This is a genomic window from Faecalicatena faecalis (assembly GCF_012524165.2).
GTDB lineage: Bacteria > Bacillota > Clostridia > Lachnospirales > Lachnospiraceae > Faecalicatena_A > Faecalicatena_A faecalis.
In genome coordinates this window covers 29,768-50,619 of record NZ_JABACJ020000029.1, presented here as the reverse complement: position 1 = coordinate 50,619, position 20,852 = coordinate 29,768, and the positions used below count along the sequence as shown (strand labels likewise).

General features: G+C 41.1%; 23 protein-coding genes and 1 CRISPR repeat array. Of the genes, 2 read left to right on the top strand and 21 right to left on the bottom strand.

From position 1 onward, the window contains the following. Positions 1 to 11: 11 nt before the first annotated feature. The 16 genes from cas3 to HGO97_RS20580 all read right to left on the bottom strand — a co-directional run bounded on the left by cas3 (position 12) and on the right by HGO97_RS20580 (position 15,793). Positions 12 to 2,168 (bottom strand): CRISPR-associated helicase Cas3', encoded by a 2,157-nt coding sequence (gene cas3, locus HGO97_RS20655; protein ID WP_216244854.1) that lies wholly within the window; start codon positions 2,166 to 2,168, stop codon positions 12 to 14. 94 nt (positions 2,169 to 2,262) lie between these two features. Beyond that, positions 2,263 to 3,420: a CRISPR direct-repeat array (repeat unit 32 nt; unit sequence ATTTCAATCCACGTTCCCGCGAGAGGAACGAC). A gap of 240 nt (positions 3,421 to 3,660) precedes the next feature. Continuing rightward, positions 3,661 to 4,047, bottom strand: coding sequence for a (deoxy)nucleoside triphosphate pyrophosphohydrolase (locus HGO97_RS20650; protein WP_216244853.1), 387 nt, complete (start codon positions 4,045 to 4,047; stop codon positions 3,661 to 3,663). Between the two features lie 140 nt (positions 4,048 to 4,187). Beyond that, complete coding sequence (locus tag HGO97_RS20645; RefSeq protein WP_216244852.1) at positions 4,188 to 4,952, bottom strand: HNH endonuclease; 765 nt, start codon at positions 4,950 to 4,952, stop codon at positions 4,188 to 4,190. Positions 4,953 to 5,305: 353 nt separating this feature from the next. After that, on the bottom strand, positions 5,306 to 6,313 hold the full coding sequence (locus tag HGO97_RS20640) for a PDDEXK nuclease domain-containing protein (protein WP_216244851.1): 1,008 nt from the start codon (positions 6,311 to 6,313) through the stop codon (positions 5,306 to 5,308). Positions 6,314 to 6,627: 314 nt separating this feature from the next. Then, complete coding sequence (locus HGO97_RS20635) at positions 6,628 to 7,206, bottom strand: hypothetical protein (protein ID WP_216244850.1); 579 nt, start codon at positions 7,204 to 7,206, stop codon at positions 6,628 to 6,630. Positions 7,207 to 7,506: 300 nt separating this feature from the next. Continuing rightward, positions 7,507 to 8,319: a hypothetical protein gene (locus tag HGO97_RS20630; RefSeq protein WP_216244849.1), complete on the bottom strand. Its 813-nt coding sequence runs from the start codon at positions 8,317 to 8,319 to the stop codon at positions 7,507 to 7,509. Positions 8,320 to 8,331: 12 nt separating this feature from the next. Further along, positions 8,332 to 9,372, bottom strand: a complete 1,041-nt coding sequence (locus HGO97_RS20625) for a hypothetical protein (protein WP_216244847.1) — start codon at positions 9,370 to 9,372, stop codon at positions 8,332 to 8,334. A 328-nt stretch (positions 9,373 to 9,700) separates the two neighbouring features. After that, on the bottom strand, positions 9,701 to 10,354 hold the full coding sequence (locus HGO97_RS20620; protein ID WP_216244845.1) for a flavodoxin: 654 nt from the start codon (positions 10,352 to 10,354) through the stop codon (positions 9,701 to 9,703). Between the two features lie 17 nt (positions 10,355 to 10,371). Then, positions 10,372 to 10,905, bottom strand: coding sequence for a flavodoxin family protein (locus tag HGO97_RS20615; protein WP_216244844.1), 534 nt, complete (start codon positions 10,903 to 10,905; stop codon positions 10,372 to 10,374). Between the two features lie 16 nt (positions 10,906 to 10,921). Further along, positions 10,922 to 11,278, bottom strand: coding sequence for a cyclophilin-like fold protein (locus tag HGO97_RS20610; RefSeq protein WP_246597646.1), 357 nt, complete (start codon positions 11,276 to 11,278; stop codon positions 10,922 to 10,924). 16 nt (positions 11,279 to 11,294) lie between these two features. Next, entirely contained in the window at positions 11,295 to 12,170 is an 876-nt protein-coding gene (locus HGO97_RS20605; protein ID WP_216244842.1) for an aldo/keto reductase, read from the bottom strand. 1 nt (position 12,171) lies between these two features. Then, the gene (locus tag HGO97_RS20600) at positions 12,172 to 13,335 is read right to left on the bottom strand and encodes an MFS transporter (RefSeq protein WP_216244840.1); all 1,164 of its coding nucleotides are present in this window, start codon (positions 13,333 to 13,335) and stop codon (positions 12,172 to 12,174) included. Positions 13,336 to 13,362: 27 nt separating this feature from the next. Beyond that, the gene (locus HGO97_RS23905; protein ID WP_246597644.1) at positions 13,363 to 13,914 is read right to left on the bottom strand and encodes a cyclophilin-like fold protein; all 552 of its coding nucleotides are present in this window, start codon (positions 13,912 to 13,914) and stop codon (positions 13,363 to 13,365) included. Between the two features lie 16 nt (positions 13,915 to 13,930). After that, a complete protein-coding gene (locus HGO97_RS20590) occupies positions 13,931 to 14,872 on the bottom strand; it encodes an alpha/beta hydrolase (protein WP_216244833.1) in 942 nt (313 codons plus the stop codon). A 33-nt stretch (positions 14,873 to 14,905) separates the two neighbouring features. Then, positions 14,906 to 15,430 carry a flavodoxin family protein gene (locus HGO97_RS20585; RefSeq protein WP_216244832.1) on the bottom strand — a complete coding sequence of 175 codons (525 nt, stop codon included), beginning with the start codon at positions 15,428 to 15,430 and terminating at the stop codon, positions 14,906 to 14,908. Between the two features lie 12 nt (positions 15,431 to 15,442). Then, complete coding sequence (locus HGO97_RS20580; protein ID WP_216244831.1) at positions 15,443 to 15,793, bottom strand: cyclophilin-like fold protein; 351 nt, start codon at positions 15,791 to 15,793, stop codon at positions 15,443 to 15,445. Between the two features lie 146 nt (positions 15,794 to 15,939). Here HGO97_RS20580 and HGO97_RS20575 point away from each other — a divergent pair, with 146 nt between their 5' ends. Further along, positions 15,940 to 16,836: a LysR family transcriptional regulator gene (locus HGO97_RS20575; RefSeq protein ID WP_216244830.1), complete on the top strand. Its 897-nt coding sequence runs from the start codon at positions 15,940 to 15,942 to the stop codon at positions 16,834 to 16,836. Between the two features lie 147 nt (positions 16,837 to 16,983). Beyond that, positions 16,984 to 17,328: a hypothetical protein gene (locus HGO97_RS20570; protein WP_216244829.1), complete on the top strand. Its 345-nt coding sequence runs from the start codon at positions 16,984 to 16,986 to the stop codon at positions 17,326 to 17,328. 119 nt (positions 17,329 to 17,447) lie between these two features. On the opposite strand, the gene HGO97_RS20565 is transcribed toward HGO97_RS20570, so the two are convergent. Genes HGO97_RS20565 through HGO97_RS20550 form a run of 5 tightly spaced genes read right to left on the bottom strand, consistent with a single transcriptional unit; the run spans position 17,448 to position 20,851 of the window. Continuing rightward, entirely contained in the window at positions 17,448 to 18,599 is a 1,152-nt protein-coding gene (locus tag HGO97_RS20565; protein WP_330654309.1) for a recombinase family protein, read from the bottom strand. Then, a complete protein-coding gene (locus tag HGO97_RS24625) occupies positions 18,583 to 18,783 on the bottom strand; it encodes a recombinase family protein (RefSeq protein WP_330641311.1) in 201 nt (66 codons plus the stop codon). The genes HGO97_RS20565 and HGO97_RS24625 overlap by 17 nt, the downstream gene beginning before the upstream one ends. A 56-nt stretch (positions 18,784 to 18,839) precedes the next feature. Then, entirely contained in the window at positions 18,840 to 19,109 is a 270-nt protein-coding gene (locus tag HGO97_RS20560) for a hypothetical protein (protein WP_216244828.1), read from the bottom strand. Continuing rightward, positions 19,102 to 20,076, bottom strand: a complete 975-nt coding sequence (locus tag HGO97_RS20555) for a ParB/RepB/Spo0J family partition protein (RefSeq protein WP_216244827.1) — start codon at positions 20,074 to 20,076, stop codon at positions 19,102 to 19,104. The genes HGO97_RS20560 and HGO97_RS20555 overlap by 8 nt, the downstream gene beginning before the upstream one ends. Continuing rightward, the gene (locus tag HGO97_RS20550; RefSeq protein WP_216244826.1) at positions 20,066 to 20,851 is read right to left on the bottom strand and encodes a ParA family protein; all 786 of its coding nucleotides are present in this window, start codon (positions 20,849 to 20,851) and stop codon (positions 20,066 to 20,068) included. Before HGO97_RS20550 ends, HGO97_RS20555 begins: the two co-directional genes overlap by 11 nt. Between the last annotated feature and the right edge of the window lies 1 nt (position 20,852).

Below are 20,852 nucleotides of genomic sequence, written 5' to 3'. Positions count from 1 at the left end.
CTTTCTTCATTTTATAACCACACATCCATTCCCAATTCTATATCTACCCGCAAGCCTGTTTCCTCTGAATAGTCCTCGCAGCTTCGTAAAACAAAGAAATCCTCTTTCAGTTCTTCCGATACTCCGCTAATCATTCCTGCACCCTGCAGTTTCTGAAAAAGATTGTCATATACATTCACACAGTATTGTCCTGCTTCTCTGATCAGTGCTTTTGTAGCCCCTTTATATCTCAACTCTTCCGCTATCTCTTTCGCACGAGTTTCTATTGGGATCAGAATCGTCTTTGTGTCCTGTTCTATTAATTTGAATTCTTTTCCAACCTTGGCAAACGCAAACCTTCCTTTTTGAAACGCTTCTAATATTTTTTTCTTGTCCAGTGCATCCCCTTTAAAGTTATAAAGCCTGGCAAAATATTCTTCTATCGCAACAAGTGAAGAAATATCCTCATACTTTCTGATTACCAATTTTGCTGTATCAATCTGTTGTTCCTGCCCAGGGATTTTCTGTGATTCTTCTAATTGAAAAATATAGGTAAAACTATCTGAAACATCTCTTTTTCCTTCTCTATTGCATCGCCCTGCTGCCTGAATCATGGAATCTACACCTGCAAGCTGCCTGTATACTGTATTAAAATCCAGATCTACACCCGCCTCCACCAGGCTGGTTGCAATCACAATACATTTCATTCCATCTTTCAGTCTCTTCCGTATAACATCCAGCACTGCCTTACGATGTAAAGGATACATGAACGTAGAAAGGTGATAAACACCTTCTCCCTTTAGTTCTTCATACATTTTTCCTACACTTCTTTTCGTGTTTAGGATACATAGGGCCTGATTTTCAGTTTTCAATCTGTCTAAAAGACCTTCTTTAGAGATTGTTCCTAAATTTTCAATCGTGGACCGCTTAAAAAAACGAAACTGTTCCTCCATGTGAGGGCATAATTCAAAACATTGTATGTCGGCTGAAAAAAATGATCTTAAAGATGGCTGCGTTGCAGTACATAATACAACACTGCTTTCATAGTGTCTTATCAGCTCCTCCATAGCTGCAATACACGGTTTTAAATAATCATTGGGCAGCATCTGGGCTTCGTCAAAGATAATAATACTGTTTGCTATATTATGTAATTTTCTGCATTTTGAAGCCTTGTTAGAAAATAAAGACTCAAAGAACTGTACATTTGTCGTTACGATTACCGGTAGATCCCAGTTTTCAGTTGCCAATTGTTTGGGTAGAAGTTCTTCTGAACCTCCATAATCTATATTGCTGTGATGTTCCAGCACATTATTTTCACCGAGAATATCACAAAAAACCTTTGCATTCTGCTCAATAATGCTGGTATAGGGAATTACATAAATAATACGCTTCATTCCATGTTCTACTGCATGATTCAAAGCAAATGCCAGAGATGCAACAGTCTTTCCCCCTCCAGTGGGTACCGTCAGACGAAACAATCCCTTTTCCATACATCCTGATTCTATACAATTTCTCAGAATTTCTGTTCTCCGACCATTGATTGTATCTCTGTCTTCATTCATCATCCAGCCTGATATATGATGATTTAATTTTTCTAGAAGTTCCGAAAGACTTTGCCCATTCTTCCTTCCCGTCTGGCCGTGTTTCATAAACTCTTCTGTATCAAGATAATCTGCATCCACAAGACTGGAATACAACATACGAATCAAAAAACTCATCGTAAAACTAGGATCCTTTTTACCATCCACCCTGAAAAATGGAGTTTCTAACTGAGGAATCGTTATTTCCTCTTTGTATGTTTCATAGTCTTCTGTGTTCTTCTTCATTCTTCCTATGAATGTTCCTCTGTCTCCAGTGTCAGCACTTCCTCCCGTATCCGGGAGACCTGCATGATGACCAGCAATACAATAGGCAAGCGCTGTATAAAAACCACCCTTTTCTTTACTCAACTTCTGACACAGTTGTGCTCCTGCTGTAGCATGATCGACCTTTACCTCACTTCCGCGGATACGGCTCTGAAACTTTGCTGTGTATTTTCCTACATCGTGGAGCATACCGCAGCAAAATCCCCAGTCACCATAACCAAATTCTGCTGCAAATTCCTCCGCATACGTTGCGACACCTTCTAAATGCGCTTTTACACTTTGCTCACGCTGCTTGTCCTCACTGATATGTGCTAAATAATCCATATACGACTTCATCCCCCCTATTTTTCGGTCTGGTCTGTTCTTTCACTCTCGTGAAGAAGAACTGATTTTGAGATTTTTTACACTGTCTGGTACATATTAAATCCACGTTCCCGCGAGGGGAACGACTAAAATCGAGGAGTCTTTCGCGGGAGCATTTTCATTTCAATCCACGTTCCCGCGAGAGGAACGACGAGGTAGAGAGAATTGCTGATGATGTATTTAATAAATTTCAATCCACGTTCCCGCGAGAGGAACGACCCGTAGAATTTGAGAATCGCACGGATAAGACGGTTATTTCAATCCACGTTCCCGCGAGAGGAACGACTTTGCTGGTGCACCATCATCAAGATTTTGGTTTATTTCAATCCACGTTCCCGCGAGAGGAACGACGGTCACTTCTTGTTACTAAAGATGAGCTATTTGTACAAATTTCAATCCACGTTCCCGCGAGAGGAACGACACCTGGGATTTAATATTCTTAACGAGTGGCTCCAGATTTCAATCCACGTTCCCGCGAGAGGAACGACCTGTCTGTGCGAACGATGCGTCAACAATGTCGAAATTTCAATCCACGTTCCCGCGAGAGGAACGACTGATTCTGGGGCGTTACAGGACATCCAACCAGAAATTTCAATCCACGTTCCCGCGAGAGGAACGACATATAGTCCGATGGATTCCTGCGTAAGGGAGGTGATTTCAATCCACGTTCCCGCGAGAGGAACGACGATTTCCAGACGGGAGACGTTTGGGTCAAAAGGGAATTTCAATCCACGTTCCCGCGAGAGGAACGACGTCAAGGTACACTCTATTCCATCCAGTGTCACCGATTTCAATCCACGTTCCCGCGAGAGGAACGACAAAATCTGCGAAAGCGTTCTCCGGGCTATCTGACATTTCAATCCACGTTCCCGCGAGAGGAACGACTTGCAGTATCTGTAAAGCAAGATGGAATAATAGTAATTTCAATCCACGTTCCCGCGAGAGGAACGACGGTTACATTATCGAGTGCCGCCCCTAGGATACATTTCAATCCACGTTCCCGCGAGAGGAACGACGGAGATAATATCTCCAGCCAGGACGATAAACAATGATTTCAATCCACGTTCCCGCGAGAGGAACGACAACGATCACAAAAAAATGCAGAGGAGTTGTTGTATTTCAATCCACGTTCCCGCGAGAGGAACGACGAAATAAATTAAAGTTTAGGAGGCATGAGATATATTTCAATCCACGTTCCCGCGAGAGGAACGACAGCAAACATATCTAAATTCTATTGTAAAACAGCAAAATATTTTGTACCATTTCACAAATCCTTTAGATATATTCTTATTTTAAAACTTATTTTCAATAAAATCTATAGTTTTTATGCAATTTTTTTGGTGCGAATCTCCCGGGATTTTCATGTGTGCTTCCTATTCGCACTATAATAGCAAAAGCTCATCCGAAGCTTCTTCCCCCATTTTAGAATAGATTTTTAAATTCCTTGAAGTCACTACAAAATCTCTTTTATCAAGTCAATGATATACAAGTCTGCTGGAAGCCATCGTACCAAATCCAATTCGTCTTTTCCTAACCACCTGGCTGCCTCTGCTTCTTTCAGTATTAATTTTCCTGCTATGATCCTGGCCCAGAAACAATCCATGGATAAATGAAATTTCGGATAATCATATTCAATTGTCTTAAGCAGGTCACCAACCTCGATATCGGCATCTAATTCCTCTTTAATCTCTCGTATTAGTGCCTGCTGCGGTGTTTCCCCTTCTTCAATTTTCCCTCCCGGAAATTCCCACTGTCCTCTAAATTCCCCATAGCCTCTAGCTGTAGCAAAGACTTTATCTTTATCACATATAACTGCTGCAACAACTTTTATTGTTTTCATACCATCCTCATTTCAAAAATCACTGCACATAATCCAGCTCTAAGAAATATATAATTTTCTTGTCCCCTTAAAAACGCACTAGATCTTATATATGCTCTGATTATATAGCTATTGTCACTATATGATTCATCTTTATCCCATTAAATGAATTCTAACAATTTCCTTTCCATGCATAACTCATACCCCATTTTTTTGACCCCTACTGTATCAAATGTAACAGTGATAGTTGCTCCTTCAATTTCAGTAATTTTCCCTTTTCCAAACGTCCTATGCTTTACCTGCTTACCAATAATATCCCTAGGGACATCTACTGGCGGTTTTGGCTCTGGTTTAGGTACAAAAGAATTGATAGGAGTTGAGGATTTTACTTTGATTCCACTCTTTTTCTTAGCTGCAAGAATTCTAGCATATTCAGCATCTATATTTTTACCACGTACTTTATAATCCTCCATATCCTTAAACACAAACATGGTAGGCTTCCTTACATCATTATCTGGAACCGGGCGAATAGGAAACATCCATACTTTTCTATCGACACCATCTGCACCAGGTTGCATATCCATATAAGGCTCGCTAACTAATTCAATTCTTCCACAATAAACATATTCACCTGCATCCATTACCTCGAAAAGATGCACATCAACCCCATTGTATCCACATTCAGCCAATGTTTTGTTTTGAGCCCAGTTAATATCTTGATCGCCCAATTTACCCATACCTGTATAATGAAGAACCCCACCAATCCATTTATCATGATAGATCCCCTTAGTATAATCAGATACGATTACTAATGTATTAGTTGTCTTTGATCGTCTCATTCCCCCCATATTACCACATTTAAACTTATCAACAATATCTACGTTTTTTAATATTTGCCCTATTTTAAGTCCTGGATTAAATGTCATATGGCCCCTCCTGCTTTGAACCTTGTTTTAATAGGTATAACCGTACCGTTACAGAAATCCAACTATTCCAATTGCCTTATAAACTCATGTATTATTTATACAATAAAGCACATCTATAAAATAAACGGTTCCCCTACTTAATATTTGTTTATTAGTCACTCCTTTTGTATCAATACCACACATTCTGTATGCGATGGGACGGGAGTTTTATACTACATGGCAAAAATATTTTCATTACATAATGGTGGTGTGGATTTCTTCGATTATTCTACCACTCTTATCCTTTTTGAAGAAAATCACCCCTTTATGAATAATTTACCCCTCCACCAAAATTACACTATCTTGAAGTAAAGTTAATTTGATTTTTCTTTATCATATTCCAATGCTCTATACTCTCTTTGCAATTCTTGTAACAGTTCTTCTTCGCTTGGAAGGTATAGTTTATACTTTGAAGCAAAAATCTGTGTTTCATTTTCCGGCAACGTATACTTTACTACAGATTCACTTTTATCCGCACAAAGCACAATTCCTATGGGTGGATTATCTCCTTCATTCATCAATTCACGTTCATAATAATGTACATACATCTGCATCTGCCCCAAATCCTGATGTGTCAAATCTCCAATTTTTAAGTCAATTAATACAAAGCATTTCAAAATATAATTATAAAAAACAAGGTCTATTCTGAAATGTCGCCCATCAAATGTAATCCTCTTTTGTCTGGCAACAAAAGAAAACCCTCGCCCCAACTCCAAGAGGAATTTCTGCAAATGTGTTATCAATGCTTCTTCAAGGTCGCTCTCATAAAAATCATCATTCGGACTTAAGCCCAGAAACTCTAATACATATGGATCGCGTATAATATCCTCTGGAACTTTTGCAGGCTCCAATTTCTGGATTTCTTCTGTAACCTTTTCCTTATTTTGACTGGATAACAGCCTTTCATAAAAGAAAGAATTAATTTGCCTTTCCAACTGCCGTGTGCTCAAATTTGATTTTATTGCTTCTTCTGTATAGAATTCACGGGCATTTTCATTTTCCACGCGCATAAGCAGTCGATAATGTGTCCAACTCAATTCGCTACGCAGTGCGTAGCCTTTTGGAAAAGTAAGATAAAACTGACGCATATTTTTAAGGTTTGCAACAGTAAATCCCTTTCCAAAATCTGCTGTCATCTGTTTAGATAGTTCGACTATCAATCTGGCACCATACTCAGCCTTTCCCTCTCCGCCCTGCTGTTCCACGATACTCTTTCCAATATTCCAATATGCTTCTACCATTGCAAAGTTTGCACTTTGGTATACTTTGTTTCTGGCTTCAGAGAGAATTTTTTTAATTTGTTCATAAAATAGTTGCTCCATTTGATTCCTCCGAACATTTTATCCAACTCATTTACCACAGTTTCGAATACAGAAATATTTTTCCTGTGCAAATACATTTGCCAGACTTGGCGGAATGTTATTTAAAATATTTTCTTTAGTCACTTGGATTAATTTATCCTTTCCAAATGCGCTACCAATGTCTTTTTATGATTTATCCTTTTTACAGATTCTAAATAGCTGCTGAAAAAATGAAGGAATTGAAACGATAACCCTATCCCGCATCATATACTTTCACTTTAGTAAATCTATTCATTTATTTGGGTTAGTTAAACAAATAATGGTACAGCTTTTAATCATGTCAAATATAATAATATGTATAATGTTTCACGCAGTTTTGAATAAAATTGAACTGTTGTCACATATAAAGGATTAAATTCTACTGCATTCTCAGACAGAGCAATTTGCTTACCTGGTCTGCAAACAAGAATACATGACTTATGTTGCTCAGAACAATATTTTGATATCCGTTTGTACAAAGGGTTCTCATTTGAACATGGTATACCAAACTCGTTATCATGTACCTTATAAATAATAATGTCAAACCCATCAAATTTATCGTCAAAGTTTTCAGTATCAAGCGGAATGAAAATAATTTCTTTTTCATTGTCAAAATATTTCTTTATTTCTTTATATCCTGCTTCATTATCCCTAGTGCTAGATGCAAATACAAAAGAGTGTTTCATTAAACGCTGTTTATACGATTTTCTAAATAATAATGGATCTTTTATTTCTTTTGCGTCCTTCCATATTTGATTAATTAAAGAAATCTTGGGAATAAAATATGCGAAAACTATAATTACCACTAACAAAAATATTATCAAAATAGTTGTCACCAAAACAATATGCTTATCCAAAAAATCTACAATAGTCATCTTTTCCACCTTTCATTTTTCCTGCCTGTCATCTCGTATTTATTATACAGTTGAGCCTTCTTTTTTGCTCTACAGCCAGCGTTTATCTTACCCCACCACGGTAACCGGAAACATATTTCATCTCGATCAACCACAAAAGTACACCTACATATCCTTCCCAAAGCTCCCAACTATTTGGTTTACTGGGTTTTCCTCCCCAACAAAACAACGGTCTCCACATGCCCCTGAACTTTGATTTTATACTGCATAGCAAAAGTATGCAATAGGTTTTCAAAGTGGGGTAAGGGTTTTATCCCCTTATCATACAGAATATTGTTGGTATAATATGTCATCAACAGTCTTCTTGATACGTACTAAAATCTCAAAACAAGTAGATAACATTTCAAAAAAGCAACTCCAGTAATTATCATATAAACCACAAGTATCGCTTTGATAAGAGAAATTCAAATAATTACAATAATTATTTATTTCTTGACATATCTCCGGTCCTAAATCCAGTGAATACTCTAATAGCACCTCATTCAAAAGCACTCTTTTCTCTTGAAATGTATAAATTCTTTTTAAATCATCTTCATACAGAACCCAATGTTCCATTATCTCATTTTCCAAAAATGAACCATAATGTCGATTCTCAAAATTATGTTTCCAATATTCGTATGCGTACTGTAATATACCATGCAAATTATCTAATGCTTCTTTTGCTTTCCTACATGCTATGTTTTTTCTACTTTCAAATACCACATTTGATTTTAACCAATTATCCATCTGATTTATAATACAAAATTGTTCATACTCGGCCATACTTTTCCATGTATATAACAATTCTGCCGGATACTGATTTTCATCACTATCTATCATTCTTGCACACGACTTGCATAACCAAATTCCATTTTCTATACTACTTCTCTCTTCTGGCGTTAAGTCAGGGTTGTATCTTGGTCCACCTTCAGCTGCTGCGGTTATATGTGCAGCCTCACCGATTGATACCCGCTTTTGTGGATTGCTGTGAGGGCCTTTTGTTTCTCTTCTACAGTTTGGATTAGAACATTTTCCTCCCACTCTCTCACATAATCTATCTATAGTTTTTTGCGAAAAGTCATCTCTTTTATTCATTCGTAATGCTCCTTACCTATCTGCAAACATAAACTCAATAACACTTAGCGCATTCAAAATCTGTATACATTCATATCTTTTAATACTTCTATTTATTCGACCGTGCATTAACCAATTTCTATTCAAATACGGAGGTTCGATGCCATTTTCGAACTTATATGAGCCATCTATAAATATCCTATTCAAATATGCTATTAACGAAGGATACATTTCCAAAAAGTATATTTTTTTTGACATGAATCCTCGTTTTTTGGTAAGCTGTCTAAAGTCCTCCGCCTTTTGATTTGCAAAGCCTTCATTAGAATATTTAACTTTGTATCTCATACGTTGGTTCGGGAAATCAACTAATTTATTTACCCTATTATCAAGTAATGCAAGCAAGTACATAGCTGCAGTCATATAATCTTCATTTTCAAAAGCCTGCATACCATTCTTAAAATATAACTGTGTCTCGTCCAAAACATACTTTTCCTGTAACCCCTCTATAATCACATCAAGAATTACAAGATCTTCTCCATCAAAAAACTCTGCTACCTTTGCTTCCCCTTCACATAATAATTTTTCCCAATTCTTAATATCTGCAGGATTTGAATGCTCTGAAATAACCCAACCATTTTTTCCGAACTTTTCACTCCACTCAATTTCAGATCTATATTTTTCTTCAAATTCAGCTTCTGTTAAACCTTCAGTTTCTCTGACCTCTTGCTGATAATTATTGAGCATTTCTGCCAACTTTAGAAGACCCGGCATATTGTTAAGTGAATTCTTCCATTCATTTAGTTTGTTACTGAGTTCTTGAAATTTTGCTAATGCTTCCGGAGATATCGATTTCGTAACATTTTTATATAATTCTTCCTGCTTCTTAGCTATCTCAAGTGCTTTCCTATACTCCTGTGAATTTTCAAAATCATTACTCATCTTCTCATCCTCATGACATGAAATAACTTTAGCCAAAAAGTATCCTTTCGCTAAAATGTATATCTCCCATCCCTCAAAGCCTATCCCCTGAGGTAAACCTCTGGCTATATCATCACTCTGCGGAAACAGAAACACACATCTATTTTTCTTCCCAAATCGCAGAAACCTTTGATTTATTGGGCTTTTCTCGACAGAAGGCAGACTGTTTCCACATGGCACGAGAGGATAGGAAGAATGTCAAGTCGCAACGTCCGTATTGGGGAATTGGTCAACCGCTTTTTGCGTCTACGGGAATTGGTCGAGAGTCATTTTCGGGTATTTTTATGTACTCTGCGTTTAAGAGAACATATCCACTTTTTCAAACCACTTTTTCATAATTTTACCATGAATCATGAGATTCTACAATCAGAGGCACAGGCAAAAAACAGCACTCAAGACTTTCAATATCCTGAGTGCTGTTTTCTTATAATTTCAAAGAATCTATCCATTCCTGAATCTCATCTGTATCCACACTGCCCGAAAAGCGCTTTCCTTCAAGCCAATTGGCGTTCGGTGATAATGTCTTTAAATTTTCTGTACTCGTGCCGATTCCGCTGCCTCCGGAAGTGCAGAAATTTGCCAGCGTCTTGCCCGAAAAATCATAGCTCTCCATAAATGTATTCATAATTCGTGGTTCCATTCCCCACCAGATAGGATGCCCGATCAGCACAACTTCATACTGATCCATATTCTCAATGCTGCCGGAAATAGACGGTCTTTCATTTTTGTCCTGCTGTTCACGATTGGCACGGCAGTTATCATCATTATAATCAAGATCGTCCTCACTATAGGGTTCTGCAGGAATGATTTCAAAGTAGTCTGCTCCCGTAACTTCAACTATTTTCTCTGCCACTGCTTTTGTATTCCCTGTTGCAGAGAAACATACGACAAGAATTTTTGTATCTTTTTCCGTCTGCTCGGCAACTGTATTTGATTCTTCTGCTTCGTTGGAACTCGATGCAGAAGGTTGATTCGTATCATTATCGGCTGTTGACGGGCTTTCCGTACCATTTGCTGCGCAAGCAACAAGTGACAAAATAAAAATCGCTGATATAAACAGTCCCATTATCTTTTTCATAAAAGTTTTACCTCCTATTACACAGACTTGCCAAGCTGATATGCTTTTTGCATATGTACGGACTTTTTAGTCGTTTCCGGTGTACCGCAGCCCGTACCAAGTACCATTCCGCAATTTTCAAAATTCATATAGCGGCATAGCTTTTCATAATAGCCTGCGCAATATGGCATAACATCCTCATTGTCATCCCAGGCAGCAGTAATAAGAACCGCTTTCAGGTGTTTCCCTGACAATTTCATTGTGTAGCTATAAAATCGGTCAATCACCATTTTAAGCTGTGCACTCACGCCAAAGTAATAAATTGGTGTTGCAAAAACCACCATATCCGATGAAAGCAGGGTATCTCTAATCGTTTGATTGTCGTCTTTATGAACACACTCTCCGTTCATACCGCAATGCCCACATCCCAAGCACGGATGCATATCCATATGTGCGGCGTCCAAAACTGTAACGTTGTGTCCTGTTTCCTTTGCACCTCTTATAAATTCCTTTGCCAGCATATTGGAAGAACCACTTTTATGCGGGCTTCCCTGTAAAACTGCTATCTTCATTTTCAAAACCTCCTGCTTATTCATCTTTCAAAATAAGGGTTGCCATTATATTTCCCTTACCGAGTACCTTTTTCAGTTCTTTCTCCGTAAGATTCACCACTTTTCCAAGCCTGGTGAACTTCCAGGTGTTAGGCGCATAATAAATCACCAGCAGATTCCCCTCGGAGAGAATCACATCTCCCGCCTTTGTGGTAATCTGCTGATCGTTGCGTGGCAATCTTGTACCGAGATCACCAAACTTCTCCATATGGGCGTAATCCTTCATGGGAATTGTAATGGAACCCTGGCGGAGTAATTCTTTCATTGCATCGGCGGAACTGTTCTGTTCCAGTTTGATTTGGAGGGCTGTGCCATCCACTTCCATAATCATCATTGCTCATATCCTCCGTTTACAGACTGGTCAGCACCGGGTTGTTCAGATAGTCATACAGTCTGTCGATTTCACTTGGCTTTGAGCAATCCAGCATAGACGGCATATTTTGATTCAGTTTTTCAATTTTCTTCATATCATCACTATCCAGTTCAAAATCCCAGACCGCCATATTTTCTTCCATACGATTTTTGTGAACCGATTTTGGAATGATAACGACACCCTGTTGAATATCCCAGCGCAGAATAATCTGCGGCACGGTTTTCTTGTGTTTCTCTGCGATTTTCTGTAATACAGGTTCTGCAAACATCCCTTTTAAGCCTTCCGCAAATGGCGCCCATCCTTCAGGCTGTATAGCAAACTTCTTCATAATCGCAAGTTCTTGTGTTCTTTGATAATGCGGATGCCGTTCAATCTGATTTACCATCGGTTTGATTCTTACGTTGTAGCAAAGATCCATCAGCCTTGCCCCGTCAAAGTTACAGACACCGATGGCACGGATTTTTCCCGCTTCATACAAATCCTCCATTGCCCGCCAGGCGCCATAGTAATCGCCAAGAGGCATATGAATCAGATACAAATCCAGATAATCCAGTCCCAATTTATTCAGCGATTCATAAAAGGCCTGCACTGTTTTTTCATAGCCCATTTGTTGGATATAAGCTTTGGTGGTGATAAATAGGTCTTCACGCTTTACTATACCCGCGGCGATGGCTTTCTTTACTGCACTTCCTACCGCTTCTTCATTTTTGTAAGAGCTTGCTGTATCAAGCAGGCGGTAGCCTGTTCCTATGGCATCCAGAACCACCTGCTCACACTGGTCTTCCGGCACCTGAAATACACCAAAGCCCTCCATTGGTATATCAATTCCATTACTTAACTTTGCATTTCTCATTTTAATTTCTACCTCCTTCATTTGCTGTGGTGGTTCTTGATCTTTCCATTCCCATTTTCAAAAGGATTACCGAAAAGCCAACTGCAACAAATATAAATGTTCCTATTAACGCATAGCGTGTATCTATTGCCGTAATAAATAATCCGCAGATAAATGTTCCGAATGTGGTTCCGAGATTCGCGGAGGTCAGATACAGTCCGTTGGAAAACTCCGGCGCTTCCGGTCCTGCTTGGGTAATCAGATACTGGTTCACATTGGAATTGATTCCTGCCAATGCTCCGATAATTACGATACAAATTGCTGTAGCCACCGTTATTCTTCCCGTCAGAAACAACCCGATATATGCCGCTGCCAAAGCAAAGGGCAGGACAAATGTTGACAGCTTTGCATTCACTGTGAGAATCTTTCCGGCAATCATATTACCAACAATATTTGCAACGCCATAGAACATCAAAAACAAACTGATGGCAGATGCGTCGATTCTTGTAATCGTTCCAAAAAAGTCAGAAATATAACTATAAAAGCCGAATATTGCGCCGTTTAAAAAGACAACAATAACAATAGATAAAAGCATAGAAGGCTTTTTCAGTACACCAAGCTGCTTCCCATAGGATACCGTTTCTGTTGCAGGCAAGGACGGAATAAAAAAGATGGTCAGGACAAAGGCAATCATGTTCACCGCTGCAAAGAACACCATAGCGACTGTAAAGGAGGAGTTCGCCGCAATCAGATTGGTAACGGGTACGCCAAGCACCATTCCCGCTGATACGCCGATAAATACCTTTGCTACGGCCTTTGCTGATTCTTCCGGCTTCACTGCTTTTCCTGCTTCCGTTAATGCCATTGACACATACGCCGGATGAAATGCAGCCGGTACGATACGCGCAAGCATCAGTACCGCAAAATTCGGCGCAAATGCCGAAATAATATTTGTAATGATGAAAATTCCGCCCGAAATCAACATCAGCGTTTTCCGGTTCATTTTGGAGCAGATAAGCGGCATAGTCGGTCCTGCTATGGCTACCACAAGTGCAAAGGCACTGACCAGCCAGCCTGCTGTAGCTATGTTTACCTGAAATTGCTCTGCAATCATCGGCAGGATTCCTACAATCCCCATTTCCGTATTAAGAATTCCAAAAACGCCGAATGTAAGTATTAAAATCATTCTACTGCTTTTCTTATCCATTTTCGCTTATTCTCCCGTATATATTGAAACCGTAATCGTACCGCCAAGCTTTTCAATATTCTCCTTACCGGAAACAACCTCTCCAAGTCCATACAGACTGCCGTTCGGGTTGCAGTAATCATAAAACATTACCACGTCTCCCCAAGGAGAATAGTAGGACAATGTTCCTGCCTCACCGCTGCTTAAAGGCGTATCTGAGGTATCAAGCTTCTGCGGCGGATAAAATGTCATTTCATTGTTACTGAAAGGTTCCACCTCCATCGTTAAGGGCAACTGCTCATAAAGAGTCTTTGCCGCATTGCTGTTATTCAGTTCATATATGATTTCATTGTCTGCTGATTTTACTGAGATTTTCATCGTTTCCTCCTCCTCGATATTATTGGATTCACTTTCTGTCAGATTTTCTACTTCCTGACTTTGTGTTTCGTCCTCTTTATTTCGCGCTTGTTCTGCTGTGCTGCTTTCATCGGCTATGCTTTGTGTGGATGCAGGGCTTTGACACCCTGTTACACACCACATCAAAACAGCAAAAATCAGCAATATGGTCATTTTTCTCATACGCATATCCTCACGCTTATTTCAGGTTTTTACGCAGAAAACTTTCAATTTTATCAAACGGGATTCTGTCCGTTCTGTCATACAGGTCGATATGCTCCGCATCCTCTACAATATAGAGTTCTTTCGGCTCGGCAGCTCTCTCATACACCTGTTCGCTAAAGAAGCGTGACGCTGCTCTGTCGCCTACGATCATCAGGATCGGACGAGGAGAGATTTCGTCTACATGGTCAAGCAATGAATAATTCATAAACGACAAATCGCTTGTTGTGGTGAACCCCGCCTGTGCATTTGGATGATGTCCTCTCTTGACACCATAAAAACGATAAAATTCATCGGATACAGGATCAAGACCTTCGGGGACCTTATCCACAGGCTCTTCGGGAAATGACGGAATCCACTCCGGACAGCCGTTCTTTGCATCAATCCAGCGCTGAGCAGACAGTCTCTCTTTGTTTTTCTGAAGCGTTTCTTTGTCTGCCCCCAGTCTGGAAGCCGCACTCATATCATACATACTTGCTGTGACAACCGCTTTGATTCTGGTATCCACCTGTGCCGCTGACAAAGAGAATCCACCGCTGCCGCAGATTCCGATTGCTGCAATCTTTTCTCTGTCTACAAAAGGAAAAAGTCCAAGATAATCTACGCCTGCGCTGATGTTCTCGCTGAACAAATCGGGTGAGGACACATGGCGGGGTTCTCCGGCACTTTCTCCCATATAACAGGGATCAAAGGTCAGCACAACAAAGCCTCTCTGTGCCAGCTCGTTTGCGTATACACAGGGACCCTGTTCTTTCACGCCGCCGTAAGGCGCGCCCACAACAACAGCCGTATACTTTTTGCTTTTATCCATATCTTTCGGAGTATACAAATCTCCTGCAAGGGTAATTCCGTAGCGGTTGTTGTAACGAATGTGTTTTCTTTCAACCTCATCACTCAATCTGCAAATGTAATGACTCATTTTTTATCATCCTTTCATTTTACTGTTATATTTTTATATAGTCAGACTGCGTCCAAACTGATATAATTCGTCCAGTTTTTCTGCTGATTTGTTCTGCCCGCCATAAGCTGTGAACACACCGAGGTCTTGAAGCTTCATATACTCAATAAACCCATAGTGGTATGAATAAACCGCTCCATCGTAAACATCATCTGCGCCTGAGCTTAAAATAAGCGCCGCCTTTTTCAGATTTTTAGGAATCCCGATGTTATAGGTTCTGGTAATGGCACATTGAAGCTGACCAGAGATATGCAGATAATAAACCGGAGATGCCAGTACAATCATATCCGCCTGCTCAAAGTGCGGATAAATCTTCTGCATATCATCCTCCTGTATACAGTTTCCGTTTCCTTTGGTGTGGCAGTATTCGCAGCCCAGACATCCTGCAATCTTCATATGACAAACCGAAAAAACATCAATCTGATTTCCGGCATCTTTCGCTCCCCGTATAAATGCATCCACCATAGCCGCCGTATTCCCCTTCGGACGGGGGCTGCCGTTTAAAACAAGTATTTTCACAAAAACACCTCCTTAATCCGCTGCTGTAACAGTAATCTCAACAGCTTTTGGCAAACCCTTAAGATCGTTCACATCTTTCAGTCGCCCAATAATCATCAAATCCTCATAAGCCTTAGATTCTTCCTCTCCGGCATACAGCAGCGCAAACCATCCACCCGCCAGATTAATATCGCCGTTTTTCCATCCTGCCTGACGCTCATTTGGATCACTTTTTCCTTCCTCGGCAGTACAGCAATAATCAATACCGGAATCGTAACCCGCTGTGTGAAATGGCAGGCGTGTTTCAAAATCCTTTGCCGCAACGGTGTCGTTTAATACCGCCGGGATTTTCCTGTCTGCAATATGTAAGATAATATCTTTCATGGTTTACTCCATCCTTTCTATTTAAAGTATACTGTAGCCGCCAATCCATTACAAACAGTTGTTAATAATGTTTTATCATCGTTGACAGGAATAGTTATGTTGCGTATAATTAAAAGAAATGAAAACAACGGGAGGAACCTTTGTATATGATTGAAACAAGATTGTTCCATTATTTTCTTGCCATTGCAAGAGAACAAAATATAACAAAAGCTGCTGAATCTCTGTATATCACACAGTCCACACTCTCTAAACAGATGATGGATTTGGAACAGCAACTGGGGAAACAGCTTTTTATTCGCGGAAAACGAAAAATTACCCTGACGGAAGAAGGTATTTTTTTGCGCAACCGGGCGCAGGAAATTATGGCACTTATTGAAAATACGGAGTCTGCTCTTCAAACAGATTCTACACGCCTATGCGGGGATATCACCATTGGCTGCGGTGAAACCATTGTGATGGATTATATTGCCGATCTGTTTTCTGCATTTCATACACAGTATCCGGAAGTTAAATTTCATACTCACAGTGGGGATGCTGACACTGTTTTGGAAAGATTGGATATGGGATTAGCGGATATGGGATTGCTGCTCGGTCCAATCCGACAAGAAAGGTACGACTATCTCAACATACACAGGAAAGATATATTCGGTCTTTTAATGCCTGAAAACTGCATATTGGCTGAGCAGGAATTTATCAATATTGACCAGCTAAAAACACTGCCCCTGATTTTGGCAGAGCAAACTTTTTCCGGTCATCAAGACTTAGACTGGTTCGGAACAGATGAATCTGTGTTAAATGTAGTTGCAACCTACAATTTAATTCATAACGCCACTTACTTAGTAGAACGAGGTGTCGGTTACGCACTATGCCTTGATCAATTAGTAAATACTGCAGGAAGAAATTTGGCCTTTCGCCCTATCACCCCGGAACTGTCTGTTGATTTGTATATCGTAACAAAGAAATATCAGGTATTCTCTCCGGCAGCAAAAGCTTTTCTGAATTTGATAAAGCAAACCATCTCACATCAAATCAATCAAGTGTAAGCAAAATATCTGTACAGGATCAAGTAGGAGGCGGTGACTAACCGCCGTCCTCTTACACCACCGTGCATACCGTTCGATACACGGCGGTTTCAATAGTTGACGTGCACTTTAACTCTGGAGCAAATCAATATCCTAAAATGCTATTACTTGAAGAGATACACAAAAGTTGCCAGATCCGAAAATACTACTGCCAACAAAATAAAACAGAAAAAAGAAAATGCCCTCCGGTCAATCCGTCTGGCATACAGCAAGTCATATATGCAGGGCAAACGATTTGATGGAAAGACTGTCCTGCAGCATATGGCTGAACGCAGCGGCAAAACAGAAGATGAGTTCACTGCAATGTTTGATAACTATATAGCAGAGGGTCTGGCTTCTGAGAACAAGCGATATTGGGAACGGATAAAGAAAAAGGGAAACATCCCTACAGCGGCAGAACTTCTTGATTTCATTTACGATAAATTTGAGGTGGATATTGAAGGCTTTATTTGATAATTGAAAAGCATCCTAATGGGGATATCTGTCTAAGAGCAAGTTTTAATGCGCCATAACAATATCTAGGAGCAGCACCTTTTATGAATGCTGCTCCATTATAAAATACACATATCCGATTATCGCTCCACCTCCAGGCTGATGCCTGACTTGAATTCTACTACAAACTTTTCTTCGTAAACCATGACTTTTTCAATCATCTTTCTGACCAGTGCCTCATCGTAACCTTCGATATCTGCATTTTGGTCTTTTAAGAAATCCACCATCTCGGCAATCCGTTGTTTTAAGCCATCCCGTTCGGCATTTTCCACCAAAGTATTCTGCTTCATTTCCCGGAGGCGATCTATTTCATCCGCAACCTCCGTGTAATCCGCTTTGCTGTTGGCAAGTTTCAGCAGTTCCTTTTGCAGCTCCTCCAGCCTGCCGTCCACATTATCAGTAGGCCGTTCTGCTTCAGAAAGTACTGCATCGATATTCTGCTGCAACTGTTCAAGCACAGCATCCCGGCTATGGTAAGCAGTGTTGATTGCCTGCATGACCGCAGCCTGCAATTCTGTTTCCTGCACCGTTGGCGCATCGCAGCACTGTGGACCATGCTCCACACGGGTACAGCACCGCCAGACTGTGGAATGCTTTCCCCGATTATTCCATGCTATTCTTCTGTAAATGTCACCGCACTTTGAGCAGTAGACGATACTGGATAAAGCATACTCACTGCTGTATACCCGCTTCCTCCGTTTTGCACCGCTGTGGAGGTTCGCTCTTCGCACCATTTCTTCCTGCGCCTGCATATAAAGTGCACGGGGAATGATAGGCTCATGGCTGTTCTCTACATAATACTGTGGAACAATGCCATTATTCTTTACACGCTTTTTTGTGAGAAAATCCACGGTGTAGGTTTTCTGAAGGAGCGCATCTCCGATATACTTTTCATTTTGCAGTATCTTCTTCAGCGTTTCCGGACGCCACTTTTTCTTTCCTGCCACCGTCAGGACACCGTCTGCCTCCAGACCCGCCCCGATCTGCTTAAGGCTTGCCCCTTCCAGATATTCACGGTATATTCGTTTGACCACCTCGGCTTCCTTCGGTTCAACAATCAGATGCCCCTCCGAATCTTTGGTGTATCCAAAAAAGCGCTTATGATTGACCTGAACTTCACCATTCTGATAACGGAACTGCAATCCCAGCTTCACATTCTTACTTAAAGATTCCGATTCCTGCTGTGCCAGTGATGCCATGATGGTAAGCAATGCCTCACCCTTGGAATCCATCGTATTTATGTTTTCCTTTTCCAAAGAACACGGGGATGTTTCTATCTTTCAGCTGACGGATGTATTTCAGACAATCCAGGGTGTTTCTGGCAAATCGGCTGATGGACTTTGTAATAATCATGTCAATGCGGCCTACCATGCACTCCTCAATCATGCGATTAAACTCTTCACGTTTATTTCCCACACACCTTCTGACCAGAATCACGGTAATGCTTTTTCAATATGAACACAATATCCAACCTATCTTCTCCCATTCATCTGGAACACATCATGCTTCTTAATATTTCTGACTGCCTGATGCAGATTTCTGGCTCTCCCATGTAAATGATACGGGTGGGATGCCCTGTGCTTATGGAAGATCACACAGGCTCCCGTCCCCAGATGCTCCGGATTATGGATATACCAGAAATGTCCGGTATTCTTAGACTGGACAGTCACATCATAGTCTGCCGCCAGGACAATATTAAAATACGATCTATCCAGCATCCCTATGTCACGTTCATTAAACAACCTCTCTCCCCCTGCTTTCTGTAAACCACGCCTCCAATGCCTCCTCCACAATTCCAGCCACATCCTCAGCCTTCACATCTGAAAAAAACCTCTCATACACATTTAAGGAAAGCTGTATCGTTTTACAGGCATCTCTCTTCTTTTCTTTCTTATGCCCGACATGCTCCAGAACACTTTTCTCCGTCACCTCTCCCGCCAAAGCCTTTATACTCTTGACCGTATTGGAATTGAGCCTTATCTTCCCCTGTTCCGCCATTTTAGATATGATTTTCTGTTCCTTCGGAGACAGATGCGAAAGCTCCACAGCTGACACCAGAGAAAGCTCCCCCTCATCCAGATGCTTCTTTAAAGACTTCTCCAGCTGGTTCACCCGGATGTATCTGGCAATATTCCTTCCAGTCATTCCATACTCTTCCCCAACCGCATCCCGGCCTTTCAACTTGTGGACATCATGTCCACAAGTTTCTGTGTCCGCCCCATTCAGCTTTGCAATCTCCTGCAGGATATCATTGCGCTTTCCCTGGCTGCTCACTTTCTCATACCGCTCTGCCAGCACCGCAGCCTTCTCTGATGGGAGCAGTTCTGCAAATCCCCTCTGCATCACATTGGTCTCAATCACATATACATAGGCTTCTTGTTCCGTCAGATCCGTCTTCACAATGGCCGGCACTTCTGTCAGCCCTGCCAGTTTAGCCGCATTCTGACGGTTATGCCCGGCAAGCATTTCATAGCCCTCCGGATTCTTCCAGACAATCACCGGGCTTAAAATCCCATGCTCCCTGATGCTCTCCACCATATCCTCCAGCCGCTCCCCCTCATACAGCCGGAATGGATGATTCCTGAACGGGCGGATATTATCAATGGGAAGCATCTGAATCCCATTCTCCGGGGCAGATTGGTCATCCGCCCCGCATAACAAATCCACAGCATCATTAAAAATCTTTCTCTTCGGGGCATCAGCCTTCATCTGCAATCAACTCCTTCGTGAACTTCCAATAGGCAATACTTGCGCTTGACTTAAGGCTGTACTGACCAACCGGCATACTGTAATAAATGCTCTCCCCAACCTTTACCGTATTGGGAATCCTTGTTTCAAATATCCGAACCTGCCCCTGAAAACAATCTTCCACCTGCTCCGTCAGCACCTTACACAACTTTGTCCTGGTGTCGCACATGGTCAGCAGAATCCCCGCAATCTCCAGCTTTGGGTTAATCCTCCGCTTAATCTTCATCACAGTTTTCAGAAAATCCTGCATCCCCATCATCGCAAGAAGCTGTGGATTCACCGTGATAATCACATCATCAGCCGCCGCCAGCGCATTGATGGTGAGCGTCCCCAAAGACGGACAGGTATCAATTAAAATATAATCGTATTTCTCACGCAGAGGTTCCAATATCCCGGACAGCATCTTTTCCGCTCCCATTTCCAGCCTCAGTTTTGCATCCACCACTGATAAATAAATGGAAGCCGGAATAAAATCTATCCCCTCTTTCGTCCTTATGTACCTCTTAGGAGCGGGCAGTTTCGCATCTTCCATCTCCGCCATCATCAAATGCCCAATCGTATTCTCCAGTTCCCCTGTATTCACAATCCCCAAACAGGCAGTCAGGTTTGCCTGACTGTCAAAATCCACTGCCAGCACCTTTTTCCCCATCTTCTGCAGGAAATAAGCCAGGTTCAAGGTGGTCGTGGTTTTACCCACGCCCCCTTTCTGTGAACCAACCATATAAATCTTTCCCATA